Source organism: Pseudomonas viciae (genome assembly GCF_004786035.1).
In the GTDB taxonomy this organism is placed as follows: domain Bacteria; phylum Pseudomonadota; class Gammaproteobacteria; order Pseudomonadales; family Pseudomonadaceae; genus Aquipseudomonas; species Aquipseudomonas viciae.
The window spans coordinates 3829611-3843083 of the sequence record NZ_CP035088.1 but is presented as its reverse complement, the minus strand read 5'-3'; the positions used below and the strand labels follow the sequence as shown (position 1 = coordinate 3843083).

Here is a 13473-nt window from a genome sequence, read left to right as displayed (position 1 = left end):
AAACAATGAAAACCGTCCCGCCCGTCCACCGCATTGCACTGTTGTTCAATGGCAGCAAGATCTACGACCGCGGCATCATCAGCGGTATCGGCAATTACCTGAGCAGCACCCGCGCGTCCTGGGATTTGTTCCTCGAGGAAGATTTTCTCTGTCGCTTGAAAGGGATCGAGCGCTGGCAGGGCGACGGGATCATTGCCGACTTCGACGACCCGCTGATTGGCGAGGCGCTGGCCGGGATCAAGTTGCCGGTCGTGGCGGTGGGCGGGTCTTATCAGGATGCGCGCGCCTATCCCAAAGGCATTCCCTATGTCGCCACCGACAATGATGCGCTGATGAAATTGGCCTACGAGCACCTGATCGAGGCCGGCTTGACACGTTTTGCCTGTTTCAGCTTGCCGGAAGCACAAACCAATCGCTGGGCCCAGGAACGGGAAAAAGCTTTTCGCCGACTGCTGCAGCGCGATGGTCTGCACGTCGAGGTCTATCGCGGCATGGGCACCAGCGCGCCGCTGTGGGACAGTGCCGTCGAACAACAGATCGCCTGGCTGCAAAGCCTGCCCAAACCCATCGGCATCATCGCCGTCAGCGACGCGCGCGCTAGGCAACTGCTGCAAGCCTGCCTGACCGCCGGCATCGCGGTGCCCGAGCAGGTGGCGTTGATCGGCATCGATAACGACCCGCTGACCCGCAGCCTGACGCGAGTGCCGTTGAGTTCGGTAATCCAAGGCACCGAAACCATGGGCCGCACCGCCGCGCGCCTGCTTCATCAAATGCTCCACGGCATGCCGTCCACGGGTACACAGGTGCTGATTCCCCCCGATGCGATCAACGTGCAAGCCTCGAGCCTGCATCAACCGTTGGGCAATCCCTATGTCATGCAGGCGCTGCTGTTCATCCGCCAATACGCCTGTCAGGGCATCAAGACTGCCCAGGTGGCGGCCTATGTCGGCGTGTCGCGCTCATCGCTGGAATCGCACTTTCGCAAGGAACGGGGCTGCAGCGTCCACGACGAGATCCTGCGCTTCAAACTGGCAGCGGCCGCCAGCGGACTGGAAAACACTGATTCGCCAATTGCCGACATTGCGCAGAATTGCGGCTTCAAGTCGGCGCAGTACCTGCACACAGTGTTCCGCCGCGAATTTGGCTGCACGCCTCGGGAATATCAACAGGGCGCTAACGCAGCGACTCACTGACCCGCACTGTGGTCAGCGAGAGAGAAGCGCCGACAATACTTCTTTCAAGCCAACACTCCCTTTGCGTGGAATACCTTCGAAGTGAATCCAGCCTTCATTGAAACCATGGAGCATCTGGATGCGCGGATTGGGGTTGCTCATGCCTTGAGAGCGGAACAGTGTCTCCCAGGCATGGCTGGGTACCACTTCCATTTTCACGGGTTTATCCAGCAGCTCCGAAAAAGCAGCTGCGATGTCATTGGGCGTAACCTGTTGTTCAGATTCCAGCTCGACGATTCGCTTGCCGCACCAATCTTCCTGCAGCAATTCGGCGCTTACTCTGCCTACGTCGGCTGTAGCGATCATAGGAACTGGCTTATCCAGTGGCTGGAGGAAGCTCAGGATCACGCCGTTGTTCTTGGCGGGCTCAATGTCCCAAAGGCTGTTTTCCATGAACCAGGCTGGGCGTAGAAAAGTGATTGGCAGGTTCAGCATGCCAAAACTCTGTTCGAGGATTTGAAGCTGGTTCAGCAGATTTGGCTGATGTGCCTGGGCGCCAATCGTGGAGATGCACAGCACCTTTTCAGGCTTGGCTGTCTCAAGCGCTACGCGCAGGTTTTCGATGATCTGACGTGTCTCCGGAAAGCCTTCGGAAGGATCGAAGTTGGCAGGCAGCAGAATGAACACTCCAGTACTGGCACTGAAAGCAGGGATCAGTGCGCTGATGTCATTAGCGTCGGCAACCGCGACTTCGCAACCTTTCGCGGCCCACGCTTTGCCTTTCTCCCCATCCCGCACTACAACTCTAACTCGCTTGTTTGCAGCCAGCAGGTTGCGAGCAACTTCGGCACCTACCTGACCCGTAACACCCATAACCGTATACATACGAATTCCTCTCGAAGAGCGACCTGGTGCCGCTATGGGCGAATTATTGCGTTGCCTCTAATTTTTCTTCGATATCATGAGTCTCATTGCTTATATGACGGAGAATCATTAATGAGCTTCGACGGGCGTTTGGTCAGCGGTATGGGGATACTCTCGGCGGTGGTCGATAGCGGAAGTTTCGTTAAGGCTGCGAATGCGCTGGATATGACTCAGTCCGGGGTCAGCAGGGCTGTCGCTCGCCTCGAAGCAAGGCTAGGAATTCGCTTGTTTGACAGGACTACTCGCTCGGTGAAACTCACAGATGAAGGACGCCGTCTTTACGAAGAGATAGCGCCATTGCTCGCCGGATTGGAGGAGGCGGCGACGTTCGCATCTGGCAGTGCTACGGCTGTACGGGGAAAGCTTAGGGTCAATGTTGACCCGTATTTCTCCAGGTTGATCTTGGCGCCTGCCCTTGGGGGCTTCATGGCAACCTACCCTGCGATTGAGCTGGATCTAGTGACCCGCGAGCAGATGGGGGACCTGATAGCAGATGGAGTTGACCTGGCTGTGCGCTTTGGCGAGCAACCTTCTTCGTCACTGATAGGCCGGCAGTTGCTGCAAACTCGGGTGCTTACCGTCGCGTCCCCGGCTTACCTGGAAAAACACGGTCGTCCGCTGCATCCGTCCGAGCTCGAGCGCGCGGAGCATGTATGCGTGGACTTTCGAAATCCTCAAACAGGCAAGCCTTTCATTTGGGAATTCCATCGAGGTGCCGAGCGTTTGAGTATCAAAACGCACGGAAGACTGATGGTCAATGATGTAGGCACGATGCACCGAATCTGTGAGGAAGGTCAGGCCGTTGCCCAGGTATTGGAGTTGGGTCTGGACGCTGCCCTGCGTGAAGGAAGGCTCATCGAACTCTTTCCGGATTGGCCAGATGAACATTTCCCGCTCTACGCTTTGTACCCTTCAAGGCACTTGCCGCCGGCCAAGGTGCGAGCGTTTCTAGAGTTTGTGGTGGCGCTCAGCCGATAATAGGATCAATGATTTAGCGTCATCGAATATTTAACGAATACGATGTGCAGGCATGGATTAATGCTGGACAGGGCTGCGGCAAGGGCGCTGGCTCATCGACTTATTAGGGAAGCATTTGAATGGCGTTCAGGGTGTTGGTGGTCGGTGGGTATGGCAATTTCGGCAGCATTGTTTGCAGGCATTTGGCGGTGATGCCAGGTATAGAGCTGGTGCTCTCGGGCCGTGATCCCAAGAAGTTGCTGCGCAAAGTCGCTGAGTTGAACACCCAATCGGGCACGGTCTGCGACAGCTGGTGCGGCGATGCCATGGGGCCTGAGTTCAAATCCGTGCTGGGCTCGATGAACATTCAGTTGGTCATCCACACCGGCGGGCCGTTCCAGGGGCAATCCTATGCAGTGGCTGAGAGTTGTATCGACGCGGGCGTGAACTACTGTGACCTGTCCGATTCCAGGGCCTTCGTCACTGGCATTGGCGCTCTCGATGCCCGGGCAAAACAGGCGGGCGTGGCGATCCTCAGTGGTTGCAGTTCAGTGCCGACGCTATCGGCCGCGATCATTGATCAGCAGCGCTATCGCTTTAAACGCATCGACTCGATCGAACATGGTATTTCCTCTTCGGCCAAGATGCCCGGACTGTCCACCGTCGAAGGCGTCCTGGCCTACGCCGGCAAGCCGATCAAGCAGCTCAGGAACGGCCAGGTGCATGAGGTGTTGGGCTGGCAGGATCTTGAACTGCGCAAAATGCAGCACATGGGCACTCGGCTGCTGGCCAATGTCGACGTGCCGGACATGGATATCTTTGCCGGCCGCTATGGCGCCCAGACCCTGAGTTTCAAGGCCGGTTCAGGCCTTAAGCTCGGCGGCGTGGCCAACTACCTGCTGGCCCAGGCACTGCGCAAAGGCATCGTCCGTGACCATGCCCCCTGGGCCGCAAGGCTTCATCGCTGGGGGCTGTGGTTCGAGCGATTCGGCGATGGCAAAAGCGCGATGTACATCGATGTCCGAGGCATCGGGCTTGAAGGAAAACCGTTGTTCATGACGGCGCAGCTCACGGCCTTGAATGACAAGGGCCCGGAAATCCCCAGCTGCGCTACCGTTGCCTTGGCTGCGAAACTCGCCCAGGGCTACTTGCCCGCACCCGGTGCCCGCGCGTGCGTCGGCGAAATCACCGTCGACGAATACATGGCCGCGATCAACGATCCGGAAAACCTGAGCCTGTCCGTGCACTTTTCTGACGAGCAGGGCTGACCATGCTCTATCTGTGCCTGAAATACATCCACGTCATCGCCGCTGTTTTCCTGTTCGGATTCGGCATGGGCTCCTACCTGTACCTGATCGCCGCCAGCCGCACGGCCAACCCTCAAGTGATCGCGCACGTGGCCAGGGCGGTCGTACGGTTCGACACCTGGATTACCACGCCGGCCGGCTTTATTCAGATCATCACGGGCTACCTGCTGCTGACGCTCGCCGGGCTTCCCCTGACCACCGAATGGGTGATGACCTCGCTGATCATCTTCCTGTGCGTGGGGGCGCTTTGGCTGCCGGTATTGGTGCTGCAGAAGCGGTTGTTCGTGCTGGCGTCAAGCGCGGTCGAAACTGGAAAAACGCTCGATGATCAGTACCTTCCCGTGTACAGAAAATGGTTCTGGTTGGGTATCTGCGGATTTTCGGGGATGTTTGTGATCGTGATGATCATGGTGACCAAGATGACGCCATGGCGATTGGTTGGGTTGTTGGCGTAGGAGGGCGATCAGCTGGGCGCCTTCAAGAAACGTCGTTCATGATCCGGGTCCGGCAGAAGGCACGTGTCGTATTTTCCGAAGAGCCAATAGCGATTCAAGGCAACCCGGTCATAGGCCCAATCGCGAAGCGCGCGGGGGAAAATGCGTAAAAGCTTCACCGATCGCCAACGGGCGGGCAACTGGGCGGCGACTTCGAAAAACGCATCCGAACGTACCCAGTAGTGCCGGTCACGAATCACCGCCATGGTGTCGAATTGATCCAGGGGCAAGCCTGCCCAGTCAAGCAGCGCCTGGCCCTCGGGCGACTGTACGGCGGCCAACCGGACGCGTCGGTCGTGGTCATGGCGGATCAAAAATCTCGCCCAGCCATTGCACAGCTTGCACACGCCGTCGAACAAGACCACGGTCTCGCCAGGCTTGAGCAATGGCGCGGCAGAGGATCGGATTTGGGAGGCGGGCATCAGCGTGGGTCCGGCGGGCTTGGTTATCCTGGATGATACTCGTGTGCCAGAATGAAAGCCTGCTTTATACCAGGATGAATGGAGCGCCTATGATCCCGGGATATCGTGTTCGCGTTCATTGTTTGATTGGTGCTCTGTTTTGCCTGTTCTGCGCTTTGTTCGCCAGTCCTATCTACGGCTGCCGGACGTATGCAGTGCAGTTCGCGACGGCTCTGATAAATGCCGGTCACTTGAATGGTGCGCCTTGGTCGTCGTGCCCAAAGGGGATCCGCGTACCACCTTCCTAAACCCACAGGCCAAACCGATAATCGCGTTCTGTCCCTTCGTGCAGCGCTAATTGCTCGATCAGGAAACCACACCGCTTGAGTACTTTGGTCGAGCCGATATTGTCGGCGTAGACGTGGGCCACCAAGCGTTTAAGGTTCCAGTGCGCCTGAGCCTGCTGGATCAGGTGCTTCACCGCCAGTGTCGCCAGTCCCTGTCCGCAGGCGCTTTGGGCTATCCGATAGCCGACCTCTGCTGACCCCTCGGCCATGTCGATGTCTTTGAGGTTCGCTCGGCCCACGATTTTCCCCTCAGAATCTTCGATGACAAATGGATGCCAGGTTCCGGCGGCGAAATCAGACAGGTATGTTGCGATGTGCTCGGTGACGCCCTGCACCGAGTAAAAAGCCGGATCGCGAGGGTCAATGTGGCGCTCGAACCACTCGCGGTTGTCCAGCTCAAAGGCCAGTAGCGCTTCAGTATCCGAACTGTGCAGGGTACGAATGGTGACAGGGTTCATGCTCACACCGACCTTCCTTTATCGACCCGCTAACGGGTAGTGCTTGATACGACAGGCGTAGCTGTTGCCGTCGCCTTTACATATGCCATCCAGATACCGGTAATCGATACGTACCGATTGGCCTTTCTTGGGCCATTGCCGGCGGGGGAGCGTGGCTTGGTAATCAGTCGTTTCTGGCGTGAAAGTGAGCGTGGTCCCTGCCTCCGGGCATTCTACGCTGGTCGATGCCGGACTGACTTTCAGGACCTGGGCCTGTAGCTGCGGATACGGTTGTTTCAGCACTTCAACGATACGCAGTTCCAAACGGCAAATTTGCCAGGTGGCGGCTTGTGCTGGCTCAGCCAGAATTGAAAGTGCCAAAGCAGCCAGGGCATAACCCATCGTATGATTTTTCATTGTTGCGAATGCCTGGAGGGGGGATGTGCTGCAAAAACGCCCAAGACCAGTTGCCTGGCCAGCCGAGAAGTCAGGTACTTGTAGATCAACTGTAGAGCCCCAACAGGCGAAAAGCCCCATCAGTGGTCAGGGCTACGATCTCCGCCAGCGAGTGCAGCAGTATCGGGACCAGCAGGCCACCGCTGTTGATTCTCGCGATGGCGAGCACGCAGCCACAAGCAAAGAGCAGCGCGACGGTTGTCCAGTTACCGTATTGGATGTGAATGCCGGCGAAGATGGCCGACGTCACGATGATCGCGATCCATTTCCAGGCAGCGCTGTTCTCGTAGGGGAACAGTCGCAGCAGGTAATGGCGGAAAAACAACTCCTCGGCGATGGGTGGAAGCACGATCAGTGAGGCGACTTTGATCGCGAGTTGCCAACCGGTGAGGCCTGCCAGGAATTCGGCCATGAAGGCCTCTTGAGGCAACCCGAGCGCGGCGATGGCGACCCCGCAAAGCGCATAGGCCCCGATGATGCCGAGCGCGCCGACCCGCAGCGGTTTACTGATGGCGTTACCGCGCAGTTGGGCGCACGAATCGGCACGGTATTGCCAGACGAACAGGGCGAGGAGAATAAGCGCGACTGAGCCCATCGTGGCGGTAAGCGATAGGTACGACTCTGCCGGTATGAGGAGAACCGCGGGTATTGCGGCTAGAAAAAACACCAGGGTGGCAAGAACGAACATGCCCAATCGCCGGAAGAAGCGGTAACCCGCAGAAGTGGGGGCGGGTAGGAACTGAGGGGCGGCACCAAGATTCGTCACAGTCACTCCATGAGTGCAAAGAAGGAAAGGCATGCTGCCAGCATTCTCGGCCGTCTGGTATGGGTTGCTAGCGGCTTTGTGGAAAAGTAGGCAGATTTTTCAAGGTCAAATACTGTCAGGCTGTGCGCTGGTGTAAAAAAAACCGCGGGGACTAGCCCTGGTAGACCGCCGCACTCCAATACTGGCTGCTGTTGCGCTTCTGACGAGTCCAGCCGTCTGCCTCCAATTGCTTGGCGATCATTCGATTCATCCAGCCATGCCCCAGCAGCAGGACCGGGCCATTGCCGGCAAGTGCCTGCAGCCGTTGCGCTGCGCTGTTGGCACGCAGCTTCGCGGCACCTGCGGATTCAACTCGGCGTGAGTAGCCGCACAACCATAAGATCCGCAGGATGAACGCCCAGGTAAACGGTGAGAGCCTTGGCCATTTCCAGCGGCCATAAGGCAGTTGCGCTTCACAGAAAAGCGCGTCGACGACTGTGGGCTCCAGGCCTAGCGCCAGGGCAGAGGCCAGCGCACGGGGCGCGGAGCTGGAAACGATGACCGTGGCGGTCGCGGCGAGCTGTTGGCTGGCATCCGGGGCGGGGTGATGAGTGATTTCCGAGCGGTCGTAGTGTTCGATCCAGTCTTTCATATCGAGCGCTGATACCTTGGCGGTCGCGCCCAGTTTTGGCTGGCCGTGACGCATCAGGATTATTTCTCTGGGCACAGTCTGTGACGTCCTTGTATCAGGTGCGTTTTTCCTGCGAGGCAGGTGCACTGTAGTTTTTGAACCAATCATGCTCACGATACCACGCCACGGTATCGCTGATGGTCCGCTCCAGCGTGCGAAAGCGTACGCCGAGCTCTTGTTCACTTTTGCTGTGATTGAACCGGCTGCGGCCGGCTTCTCGCACTAACAGGCGCAAGGTGGCCATGCTCAGCAGAACCGGTTTGCGGGTGATACGCGCATAGAGCTCTTGCACCGCCGCCAGTATGTATAGAAGGGGCAGCGGTACTTGTCGAGCGGGTGTCTTGACGCCCGCGATGCGTCCAAGGACAGGCACCAGTTCGCCCATGGTCATATGCCGGCCTGCGGCGAGATAACGTTCTCCCCGGCGCCCATGGTCGGCAGCGGCAATATGCGCCAATGCCACATCGCGGGCATCGACCACGGAAAAACTGCCGGGGATCAGGCCGGGCAATTTGCCGTTCACGACATCGTTGACCAACTGCCCCGAGGAGGTCGGCCCAATGTCGGCGGGGCCCCACATCCAGCCAGGCAGGACCATGCAGGCATGCATTTCGGGATGGTCTTGCAGAAACGACAGAATGACTCGGTCGGCGAGAATCTTGCTGCGGTAGTAGTCATCCGCGTCGGCCTCGGCACGCAAACAGGTTTCATCGATGGATGTGCCGGGCGCCCCGTCGAGCACGGCGATCGATGAGGTATGGATGAACCGTCGGATGCCGGCGCGGAAGGCCTGGTCAATCAGCTCCCGGGTACCGGTGACATTGATCTTTTCCAGAGCTTTCCAGTGGCTGCCGCCCTTGTAGTTGTCGCGAAAGAATGCCGCCGTGTGAAACACCGTATCGCAGCCTTGCAGCGCCGGTGCGAAGGCCTCGACGTCGGCCATGTCCCCCACGATCAGTTCCACCCGTGGCAGCTTGGCGAACTGCTGTTCACCTTTGGCCCTTGACCGGACCAGGGCTTTGACCGCGTAGCCACGCGCGATCAATTCACGCACCAAGTTGTTGCCCAGCAAGCCCGTGGCGCCAGTGACGAAGACGCTGTACATGGTTCGAATCCTTCCTGTTGTTTTGACGGCGTGTAGATATACCGTCCAGGCCCCTCGCGAAAAACAGCGGCTGCTGCATAATGGCTTTGCATATATGCAGACCAGGGAAGGATGACGCATGGCGTTGCAAGCAAATTGGGATGATCTTCGCCTGCTGTTGGCGGTTTCGCGGCGTGGCAGCTTTCTTCAAGCGGGCCAGTTGCTGGGGATAGCACCGTCCACGGTGTCCCGCCGTTTGACCCAGTTGGAGAGCGCCCTGGGTGAGCCACTGGTGGAGCGGGGCGTGGATGGATGCTGGCTGACCCCGCGCGGCCAATCGCTGCTGGAGGTTGCCCTGGCTGCGGAATCGGGTTTGCGACGCCAAGCCGTGGCGGACCTGTCCGAGCAGCCCAAGGAGCTATCGGGCAGTGTTGTCGTCAGTGCCGGGGAGGGTTTTTCATCTGGCGTGCTGGAGGCCGCCAGTCGCTTTACTGCTTTGCATCCGCGCTGTTCGGTGGAGTTGCTGTCAACGCCAGACTTCCACAAAATCGTCCGCGGCGTGGCGGACATTGCGGTACGCACGGCCCATTTGGGCGAGCCGTCGCTGATTTATCGCCCCATCGGCAAATTCGCCTACGGTGTCTTCGCGGCTGCCAGTTATCTGCAACGGTTTCCCGGCATGACGCTGGCCACTGCGGCCAACATTGCCCTGTTGCCGCCGTTGGACATGTTGCCGCAAATGCGTGCGGCAACAGCCGCGGGCCTGGAGCGCGCGCAGATCAGCGTGAGCTCCTTCGCCGCACAGCTTGAATCGGTGAGACGAGGTATGGGGGTAGGCGTGTTGCCGCGGATTCTTGCAAAGGATCTGGTCGAGGTGTTCCCGCAGATCGAGCTTCCAGACTTGGAGGTTTATCTGGTGACCCGGCCACAGGCATTGAAACAGGCCCATATCAAATGTTTTTTTGCCATCCTGGAACAGGTGCTGATCGAAGCCGTTTCCATGGACAGCAGATAACCCCGTGGCGAGGGAGCTTGCTCGCGCTGGGCTGCGCAGTAGCCCCCTTCGCGAGCAAGCCCCCTCGCAACCATGAATCAAATACGCCCCAATGATCTACCCCGCAGACTCAGTGCTCAGCCTTGTTTGGACCCTCTGCCAATCTGCCAGACATACGGCGGCTCCGTGCCGTTGATTTCCCAGTCGCCAATGATGCGCTCCTTATAGATCAGCGGGTTGTGCGAGGCGGCGGTGCGCGCATTGCGCCAGTGGCGGTCGAGGGCTTTGCCGGTGCTGGTGGCCGAAGCGCCGAGGGCGTTGAACAGGTCGCTGGTGGCGCGCAGCACCAGGTCGGAGATCACCACCTGGGCCTGGGCGGATTCCAGTTCGGCGGCGATGTTGGCGGTGTGCTCGGCCTCGGAGTTATTGCCAAAGCGGCTTTCGTAGGCGCGTTGCGAGGCGCCCGCGGCACGCAGGGCAGTGGCTTCGGCAGCGTAGACCTGGGCCGAGGCCTTGCCGACCACTTGTTGCACTTGGACGTCCTGGCTGACTTGGCTGGCATTGCCGGTGCTGAAGATCCGTGTGCGTTTGTTCACCTGCTCGGTGATGTCGCGTACGGCTGCGCGACCGGAGCCGGCCAGCACCGCCAGCAACACCAGTTGATAGAACGCCGTCTGGTACTTGAAGCGAGTGGCGAAGTCGATGAGGTTTTCGGCCTCGACCACGGCGTTCTCGAACACCGACGTCCCGCTGCCGGTGGTGCGTTGGCCAAAGCCGTCCCAATCGTCACTTTGCTTGACGCCCGGCTGGTGGACATTGACGGCGGCGATCACGTCGCTGCCGTTGTCGTCACGCTGGGCATACAGGTCGATCCAGTCGGCAAAAATACTGCCGGTGCTGTAGTACTTGGTGCCGTTGACGACCCATTGATCGCCCTGGCGGGACACGCGGGTACCGACTTCGCCGATTTTCACCGCGCCAATTTCGGTCCAGGCATTACCCACCAGATCGCCCTCGACGAAGCGCTTGAACCAGGTGTCCTGTGGACTGCTGGCGTGGGCATTGAGGCGGTCCTCGACAAAGGCGAAGTGGCCGCGCAGGGCCTGGGGCAGGTTGGAGTCGGCCTCGGCCAGTTCGATCAGCAGTTGCAATAATTGCGGCAGCGAAGCCCCGGCACCGCCGAACTCGACCGGTACGCGCACGGCGCCAAAGCCGGCTTCCTTCAACCACTTGACCTGTTCGAAGGGCAGGCTGCGGGTCTGCTCACGCTCCAGGGCGCCGCTCTGGATACGCGCGAAAATCGGCCGAAACCGCTCGGCCAAGGCTTGGTAGTCAGTGCCGGTGGACAGGACAGGCGGCAGGTGTTGTTGCTGTGCGGTCATGATGAAGTTCCTACTGATGACGAGAGGGTGGGCAGGCTGAAGACCTGCCGGTGCCTGGAGCCATTGCACGCTCCATGCCTGACGTCAAAGGCCCGTAAAACCTGGGGCTGCACGGCCCTCATGGGTGAAAGGGGTGTCGGCCTGCGGACAATCTGTTGCGCGACTGTGTGCTGGGCAACAGTCATCGCCGCGAGCAACGACACCCCGGGGTGTTGCCCAGGCAACAGCGCAGCAACAGCTTGTCGGTCGGGCGACAGCACAGAGATTGTCTTAACCTATTAAGTATTTGATTAATAACGGAATATTAAGGTGGCACGGTTGCTGCTGTAGACCTTGTGCAGACGCTGCGACGGCGTCTACTGGCATGAGGTAAGTGATGAGCAAGCAATTCAAAGTGGTGGCGGTGTCAGGCAGCGTGCAGCAACCGTCGCGCACCCTGGTCCTGCTCAAGGCGCTGGTGGAAAGGCTCGGGCAGCAATTGCCGATCGAGGTGCGTTTGGTCGAGCTGGCCAGGATCGGTCCACAGTTCGCCGGCGTACTGCGTCGCGAGGCGTTGCCCGCCGCCGTGCAAGAAGACCTGCAGGCCATTGAAAGCGCTGATCTGCTGATTGCGGCGAGCCCGGTCTATCGGGCGTCGTACACCGGCCTGTTCAAGCATCTATTCGATTTCGTTCATCACGAAGCCCTTAAAAACGTGCCGGTGCTGCTGGCCGCGACTGGGGGTTCCGATCGCCATGCCTTGATCATCGACCACCAGTTGCGGCCACTGTTCGGCTTCTTCCAGGCCCTCAGTCTGCCCGTGGGGGTGTATGCCAGCGAAACCGATTTCACTCACTACGGGATCTCCAGCGCGCAGGTGCTGGAGCGCATCGAGCGCGCTGTCGAGTCGGCGTTGCTGAGCCTTGTCCCGGATGTGCGGCGCAACGCCAGCGCCGCCTGATCAATCACTTCATTTCAACGAGCCGTGGAGTACATGCAATGAGCCAGGACACGATCAAATTTGCTTACTGGGTGCCCAATGTCAGCGGAGGGTTGGTGGTCAGCAAGATCGAACAGCGCACCGACTGGGGGATCGACTACAACCGCAAGCTTGCGCAAATCGCTGAGGATGCAGGCTTCGACTACGCCCTTTCCCAGGTGCGCTTTACCGCCGGGTACGGTGCCGAATACCAGCATGAATCGGTGGCGTTCAGTCACGCCTTGCTGGCCGCCACCACACGCCTGAAAGTCATCGCCGCCGTGTTGCCGGGGCCATGGACGCCGTCGGTGCTGGCCAAGCAGATCGCAACCATCGATCACCTGACCGGCGGCCGAGTGGCGGTCAACATCGTGTCGGGCTGGTTCAAGGGCGAGTTCACCGCCATTGGCGAACCGTGGCTGGAGCACGATGAGCGCTATCGCCGTTCCGAGGAATTCATCACGGCACTCAAGGGCATCTGGACCACCGACAACTTCACCTTTCGCGGTGACTTCTACCGCTTTCATGACTACACCCTCAAGCCAAAGCCGTTGCAGCAGCATCCGGAAATCTTCCAGGGCGGCAGCTCACGTGCCGCCCGGGACATGGCCGCCCGTGTCTCCGACTGGTATTTCACCAACGGCAATACCGTCGAGGGGATCAAGGCTCAGGTCGATGACATCCAGGCGAAAGCCGCGGCCAACAACCACAAGGTCAAGGTCGGGGTGAACGCGTTCGTCATCGCCCGCGACACCGAGGAAGAGGCGCGTGCGGTCCTCGCCCAGATCATCGACCAGGCCGACCCCGAAGCGGTGAATGCCTTCGGTGATGCGGCGAAACAGGCCGGCAAGTCCAGCCCGGAAGGTGAGGGCAACTGGGCCAAATCCAGCTTCGAGGACCTTGTGCAGTACAACGACGGCTTCAAGACCAACCTGATCGGCACGCCGCAGCAGATCGCCGAGCGCATCGTGGCGCTCAAGGCCGTGGGGGTTGACCTGGTGCTCGCGGGCTTTTTGCACTTCCAGGAAGAAGTCGAGTATTTCGGCCGCAAGGTCCTGCCGCTGGTGCGTGAACTCGAACAACGCACAGTGGCGCCCAGAACGGCGGCAGTCGCTTAGGCCCGG

The 13473-nt window shown here is 59.4% G+C and carries 15 protein-coding genes; 7 read left to right on the top strand and 8 right to left on the bottom strand.

From position 1 onward, the window contains the following. Window positions 1-5 precede the first annotated feature (5 nt). Window positions 6-1193 (top strand): XylR family transcriptional regulator, encoded by a 1188-nt coding sequence (locus tag EPZ47_RS16530; RefSeq protein ID WP_135845773.1) that lies wholly within the window; start codon window positions 6-8, stop codon window positions 1191-1193. A gap of 12 nt (window positions 1194-1205) precedes the next feature. On the opposite strand, the gene EPZ47_RS16525 is transcribed toward EPZ47_RS16530, so the two are convergent. Further along, the gene (locus EPZ47_RS16525) at window positions 1206-2057 is read right to left on the bottom strand and encodes an NmrA family NAD(P)-binding protein (protein WP_135845772.1); all 852 of its coding nucleotides are present in this window, start codon (window positions 2055-2057) and stop codon (window positions 1206-1208) included. Window positions 2058-2168: 111 nt separating this feature from the next. Between EPZ47_RS16525 and EPZ47_RS16520 the strand changes: the two genes are divergently transcribed. The 3 genes from EPZ47_RS16520 (at window position 2169) to EPZ47_RS16510 (ending at window position 4815) form a co-directional block, all read left to right on the top strand. Continuing rightward, entirely contained in the window at window positions 2169-3074 is a 906-nt protein-coding gene (locus tag EPZ47_RS16520) for a LysR family transcriptional regulator (protein WP_135845771.1), read from the top strand. A gap of 119 nt (window positions 3075-3193) precedes the next feature. Next, window positions 3194-4321 (top strand): saccharopine dehydrogenase family protein, encoded by a 1128-nt coding sequence (locus EPZ47_RS16515; RefSeq protein ID WP_135845770.1) that lies wholly within the window; start codon window positions 3194-3196, stop codon window positions 4319-4321. Window positions 4322-4323: 2 nt separating this feature from the next. Then, window positions 4324-4815, top strand: a complete 492-nt coding sequence (locus EPZ47_RS16510) for a DUF2269 family protein (RefSeq protein ID WP_135845769.1) — start codon at window positions 4324-4326, stop codon at window positions 4813-4815. 8 nt (window positions 4816-4823) lie between these two features. Here the strand turns inward: EPZ47_RS16510 and EPZ47_RS16505 are convergent, their stop codons facing one another. The 6 genes from EPZ47_RS16505 to EPZ47_RS16480 form a co-directional block, all read right to left on the bottom strand. Continuing rightward, window positions 4824-5276 (bottom strand): thiol-disulfide oxidoreductase DCC family protein, encoded by a 453-nt coding sequence (locus tag EPZ47_RS16505; RefSeq protein ID WP_135845768.1) that lies wholly within the window; start codon window positions 5274-5276, stop codon window positions 4824-4826. Window positions 5277-5559: 283 nt separating this feature from the next. Next, window positions 5560-6060 (bottom strand): GNAT family N-acetyltransferase, encoded by a 501-nt coding sequence (locus EPZ47_RS16500; protein WP_135848016.1) that lies wholly within the window; start codon window positions 6058-6060, stop codon window positions 5560-5562. Between the two features lie 18 nt (window positions 6061-6078). Next, on the bottom strand, window positions 6079-6456 hold the full coding sequence (locus EPZ47_RS16495; RefSeq protein ID WP_238346636.1) for a hypothetical protein: 378 nt from the start codon (window positions 6454-6456) through the stop codon (window positions 6079-6081). 85 nt (window positions 6457-6541) lie between these two features. After that, window positions 6542-7183 (bottom strand): CPBP family intramembrane glutamic endopeptidase, encoded by a 642-nt coding sequence (locus EPZ47_RS16490; protein WP_178084263.1) that lies wholly within the window; start codon window positions 7181-7183, stop codon window positions 6542-6544. Window positions 7184-7412: 229 nt separating this feature from the next. Next, the gene (locus tag EPZ47_RS16485; RefSeq protein WP_135848014.1) at window positions 7413-7946 is read right to left on the bottom strand and encodes a histidine phosphatase family protein; all 534 of its coding nucleotides are present in this window, start codon (window positions 7944-7946) and stop codon (window positions 7413-7415) included. A gap of 40 nt (window positions 7947-7986) precedes the next feature. Further along, on the bottom strand, window positions 7987-9036 hold the full coding sequence (locus EPZ47_RS16480) for an SDR family oxidoreductase (RefSeq protein WP_135845766.1): 1050 nt from the start codon (window positions 9034-9036) through the stop codon (window positions 7987-7989). Between the two features lie 118 nt (window positions 9037-9154). Between EPZ47_RS16480 and EPZ47_RS16475 the strand changes: the two genes are divergently transcribed. Then, window positions 9155-10030: a LysR family transcriptional regulator gene (locus tag EPZ47_RS16475; RefSeq protein ID WP_135845765.1), complete on the top strand. Its 876-nt coding sequence runs from the start codon at window positions 9155-9157 to the stop codon at window positions 10028-10030. Between the two features lie 116 nt (window positions 10031-10146). Here the strand turns inward: EPZ47_RS16475 and EPZ47_RS16470 are convergent, their stop codons facing one another. Beyond that, the gene (locus EPZ47_RS16470) at window positions 10147-11391 is read right to left on the bottom strand and encodes an acyl-CoA dehydrogenase family protein (RefSeq protein ID WP_135845764.1); all 1245 of its coding nucleotides are present in this window, start codon (window positions 11389-11391) and stop codon (window positions 10147-10149) included. 376 nt (window positions 11392-11767) lie between these two features. Here EPZ47_RS16470 and msuE point away from each other — a divergent pair, with 376 nt between their 5' ends. Next, on the top strand, window positions 11768-12331 hold the full coding sequence (gene msuE / locus EPZ47_RS16465; RefSeq protein WP_135845763.1) for an FMN reductase: 564 nt from the start codon (window positions 11768-11770) through the stop codon (window positions 12329-12331). Between the two features lie 38 nt (window positions 12332-12369). Then, window positions 12370-13467, top strand: coding sequence for a dimethylsulfone monooxygenase SfnG (gene sfnG / locus EPZ47_RS16460; protein WP_135845762.1), 1098 nt, complete (start codon window positions 12370-12372; stop codon window positions 13465-13467). Window positions 13468-13473: the final 6 nt, after the last annotated feature.

Bases quoted from the DNA above. Each gene is read 5' to 3' on its own strand.
- EPZ47_RS16475 (WP_135845765.1), top strand. From the start codon at position 9,155: ATGGCGTTGCAAGCAAATTGGGATGATCTTCGCCTGCTGTTGGCGGTT.
- EPZ47_RS16515 (WP_135845770.1), top strand. From the start codon at position 3,194: ATGGCGTTCAGGGTGTTGGTGGTCGGTGGGTATGGCAATTTCGGCAGC.
- EPZ47_RS16530 (WP_135845773.1), top strand. From the start codon at position 6: ATGAAAACCGTCCCGCCCGTCCACCGCATTGCACTGTTGTTCAATGGC.
- EPZ47_RS16480 (WP_135845766.1), bottom strand. From the start codon at position 9,036: ATGTACAGCGTCTTCGTCACTGGCGCCACGGGCTTGCTGGGCAACAAC.
- EPZ47_RS16500 (WP_135848016.1), bottom strand. From the start codon at position 6,060: ATGAACCCTGTCACCATTCGTACCCTGCACAGTTCGGATACTGAAGCG.
- EPZ47_RS16485 (WP_135848014.1), bottom strand. From the start codon at position 7,946: ATGCGTCACGGCCAGCCAAAACTGGGCGCGACCGCCAAGGTATCAGCG.
- EPZ47_RS16505 (WP_135845768.1), bottom strand. From the start codon at position 5,276: ATGCCCGCCTCCCAAATCCGATCCTCTGCCGCGCCATTGCTCAAGCCT.
- EPZ47_RS16510 (WP_135845769.1), top strand. From the start codon at position 4,324: ATGCTCTATCTGTGCCTGAAATACATCCACGTCATCGCCGCTGTTTTC.
- EPZ47_RS16470 (WP_135845764.1), bottom strand. From the start codon at position 11,391: ATGACCGCACAGCAACAACACCTGCCGCCTGTCCTGTCCACCGGCACT.
- msuE (WP_135845763.1), top strand. From the start codon at position 11,768: ATGAGCAAGCAATTCAAAGTGGTGGCGGTGTCAGGCAGCGTGCAGCAA.
- EPZ47_RS16495 (WP_238346636.1), bottom strand. From the start codon at position 6,456: ATGAAAAATCATACGATGGGTTATGCCCTGGCTGCTTTGGCACTTTCA.
- EPZ47_RS16525 (WP_135845772.1), bottom strand. From the start codon at position 2,057: ATGTATACGGTTATGGGTGTTACGGGTCAGGTAGGTGCCGAAGTTGCT.
- sfnG (WP_135845762.1), top strand. From the start codon at position 12,370: ATGAGCCAGGACACGATCAAATTTGCTTACTGGGTGCCCAATGTCAGC.
- EPZ47_RS16520 (WP_135845771.1), top strand. From the start codon at position 2,169: ATGAGCTTCGACGGGCGTTTGGTCAGCGGTATGGGGATACTCTCGGCG.
- EPZ47_RS16490 (WP_178084263.1), bottom strand. From the start codon at position 7,183: ATGTTCGTTCTTGCCACCCTGGTGTTTTTTCTAGCCGCAATACCCGCG.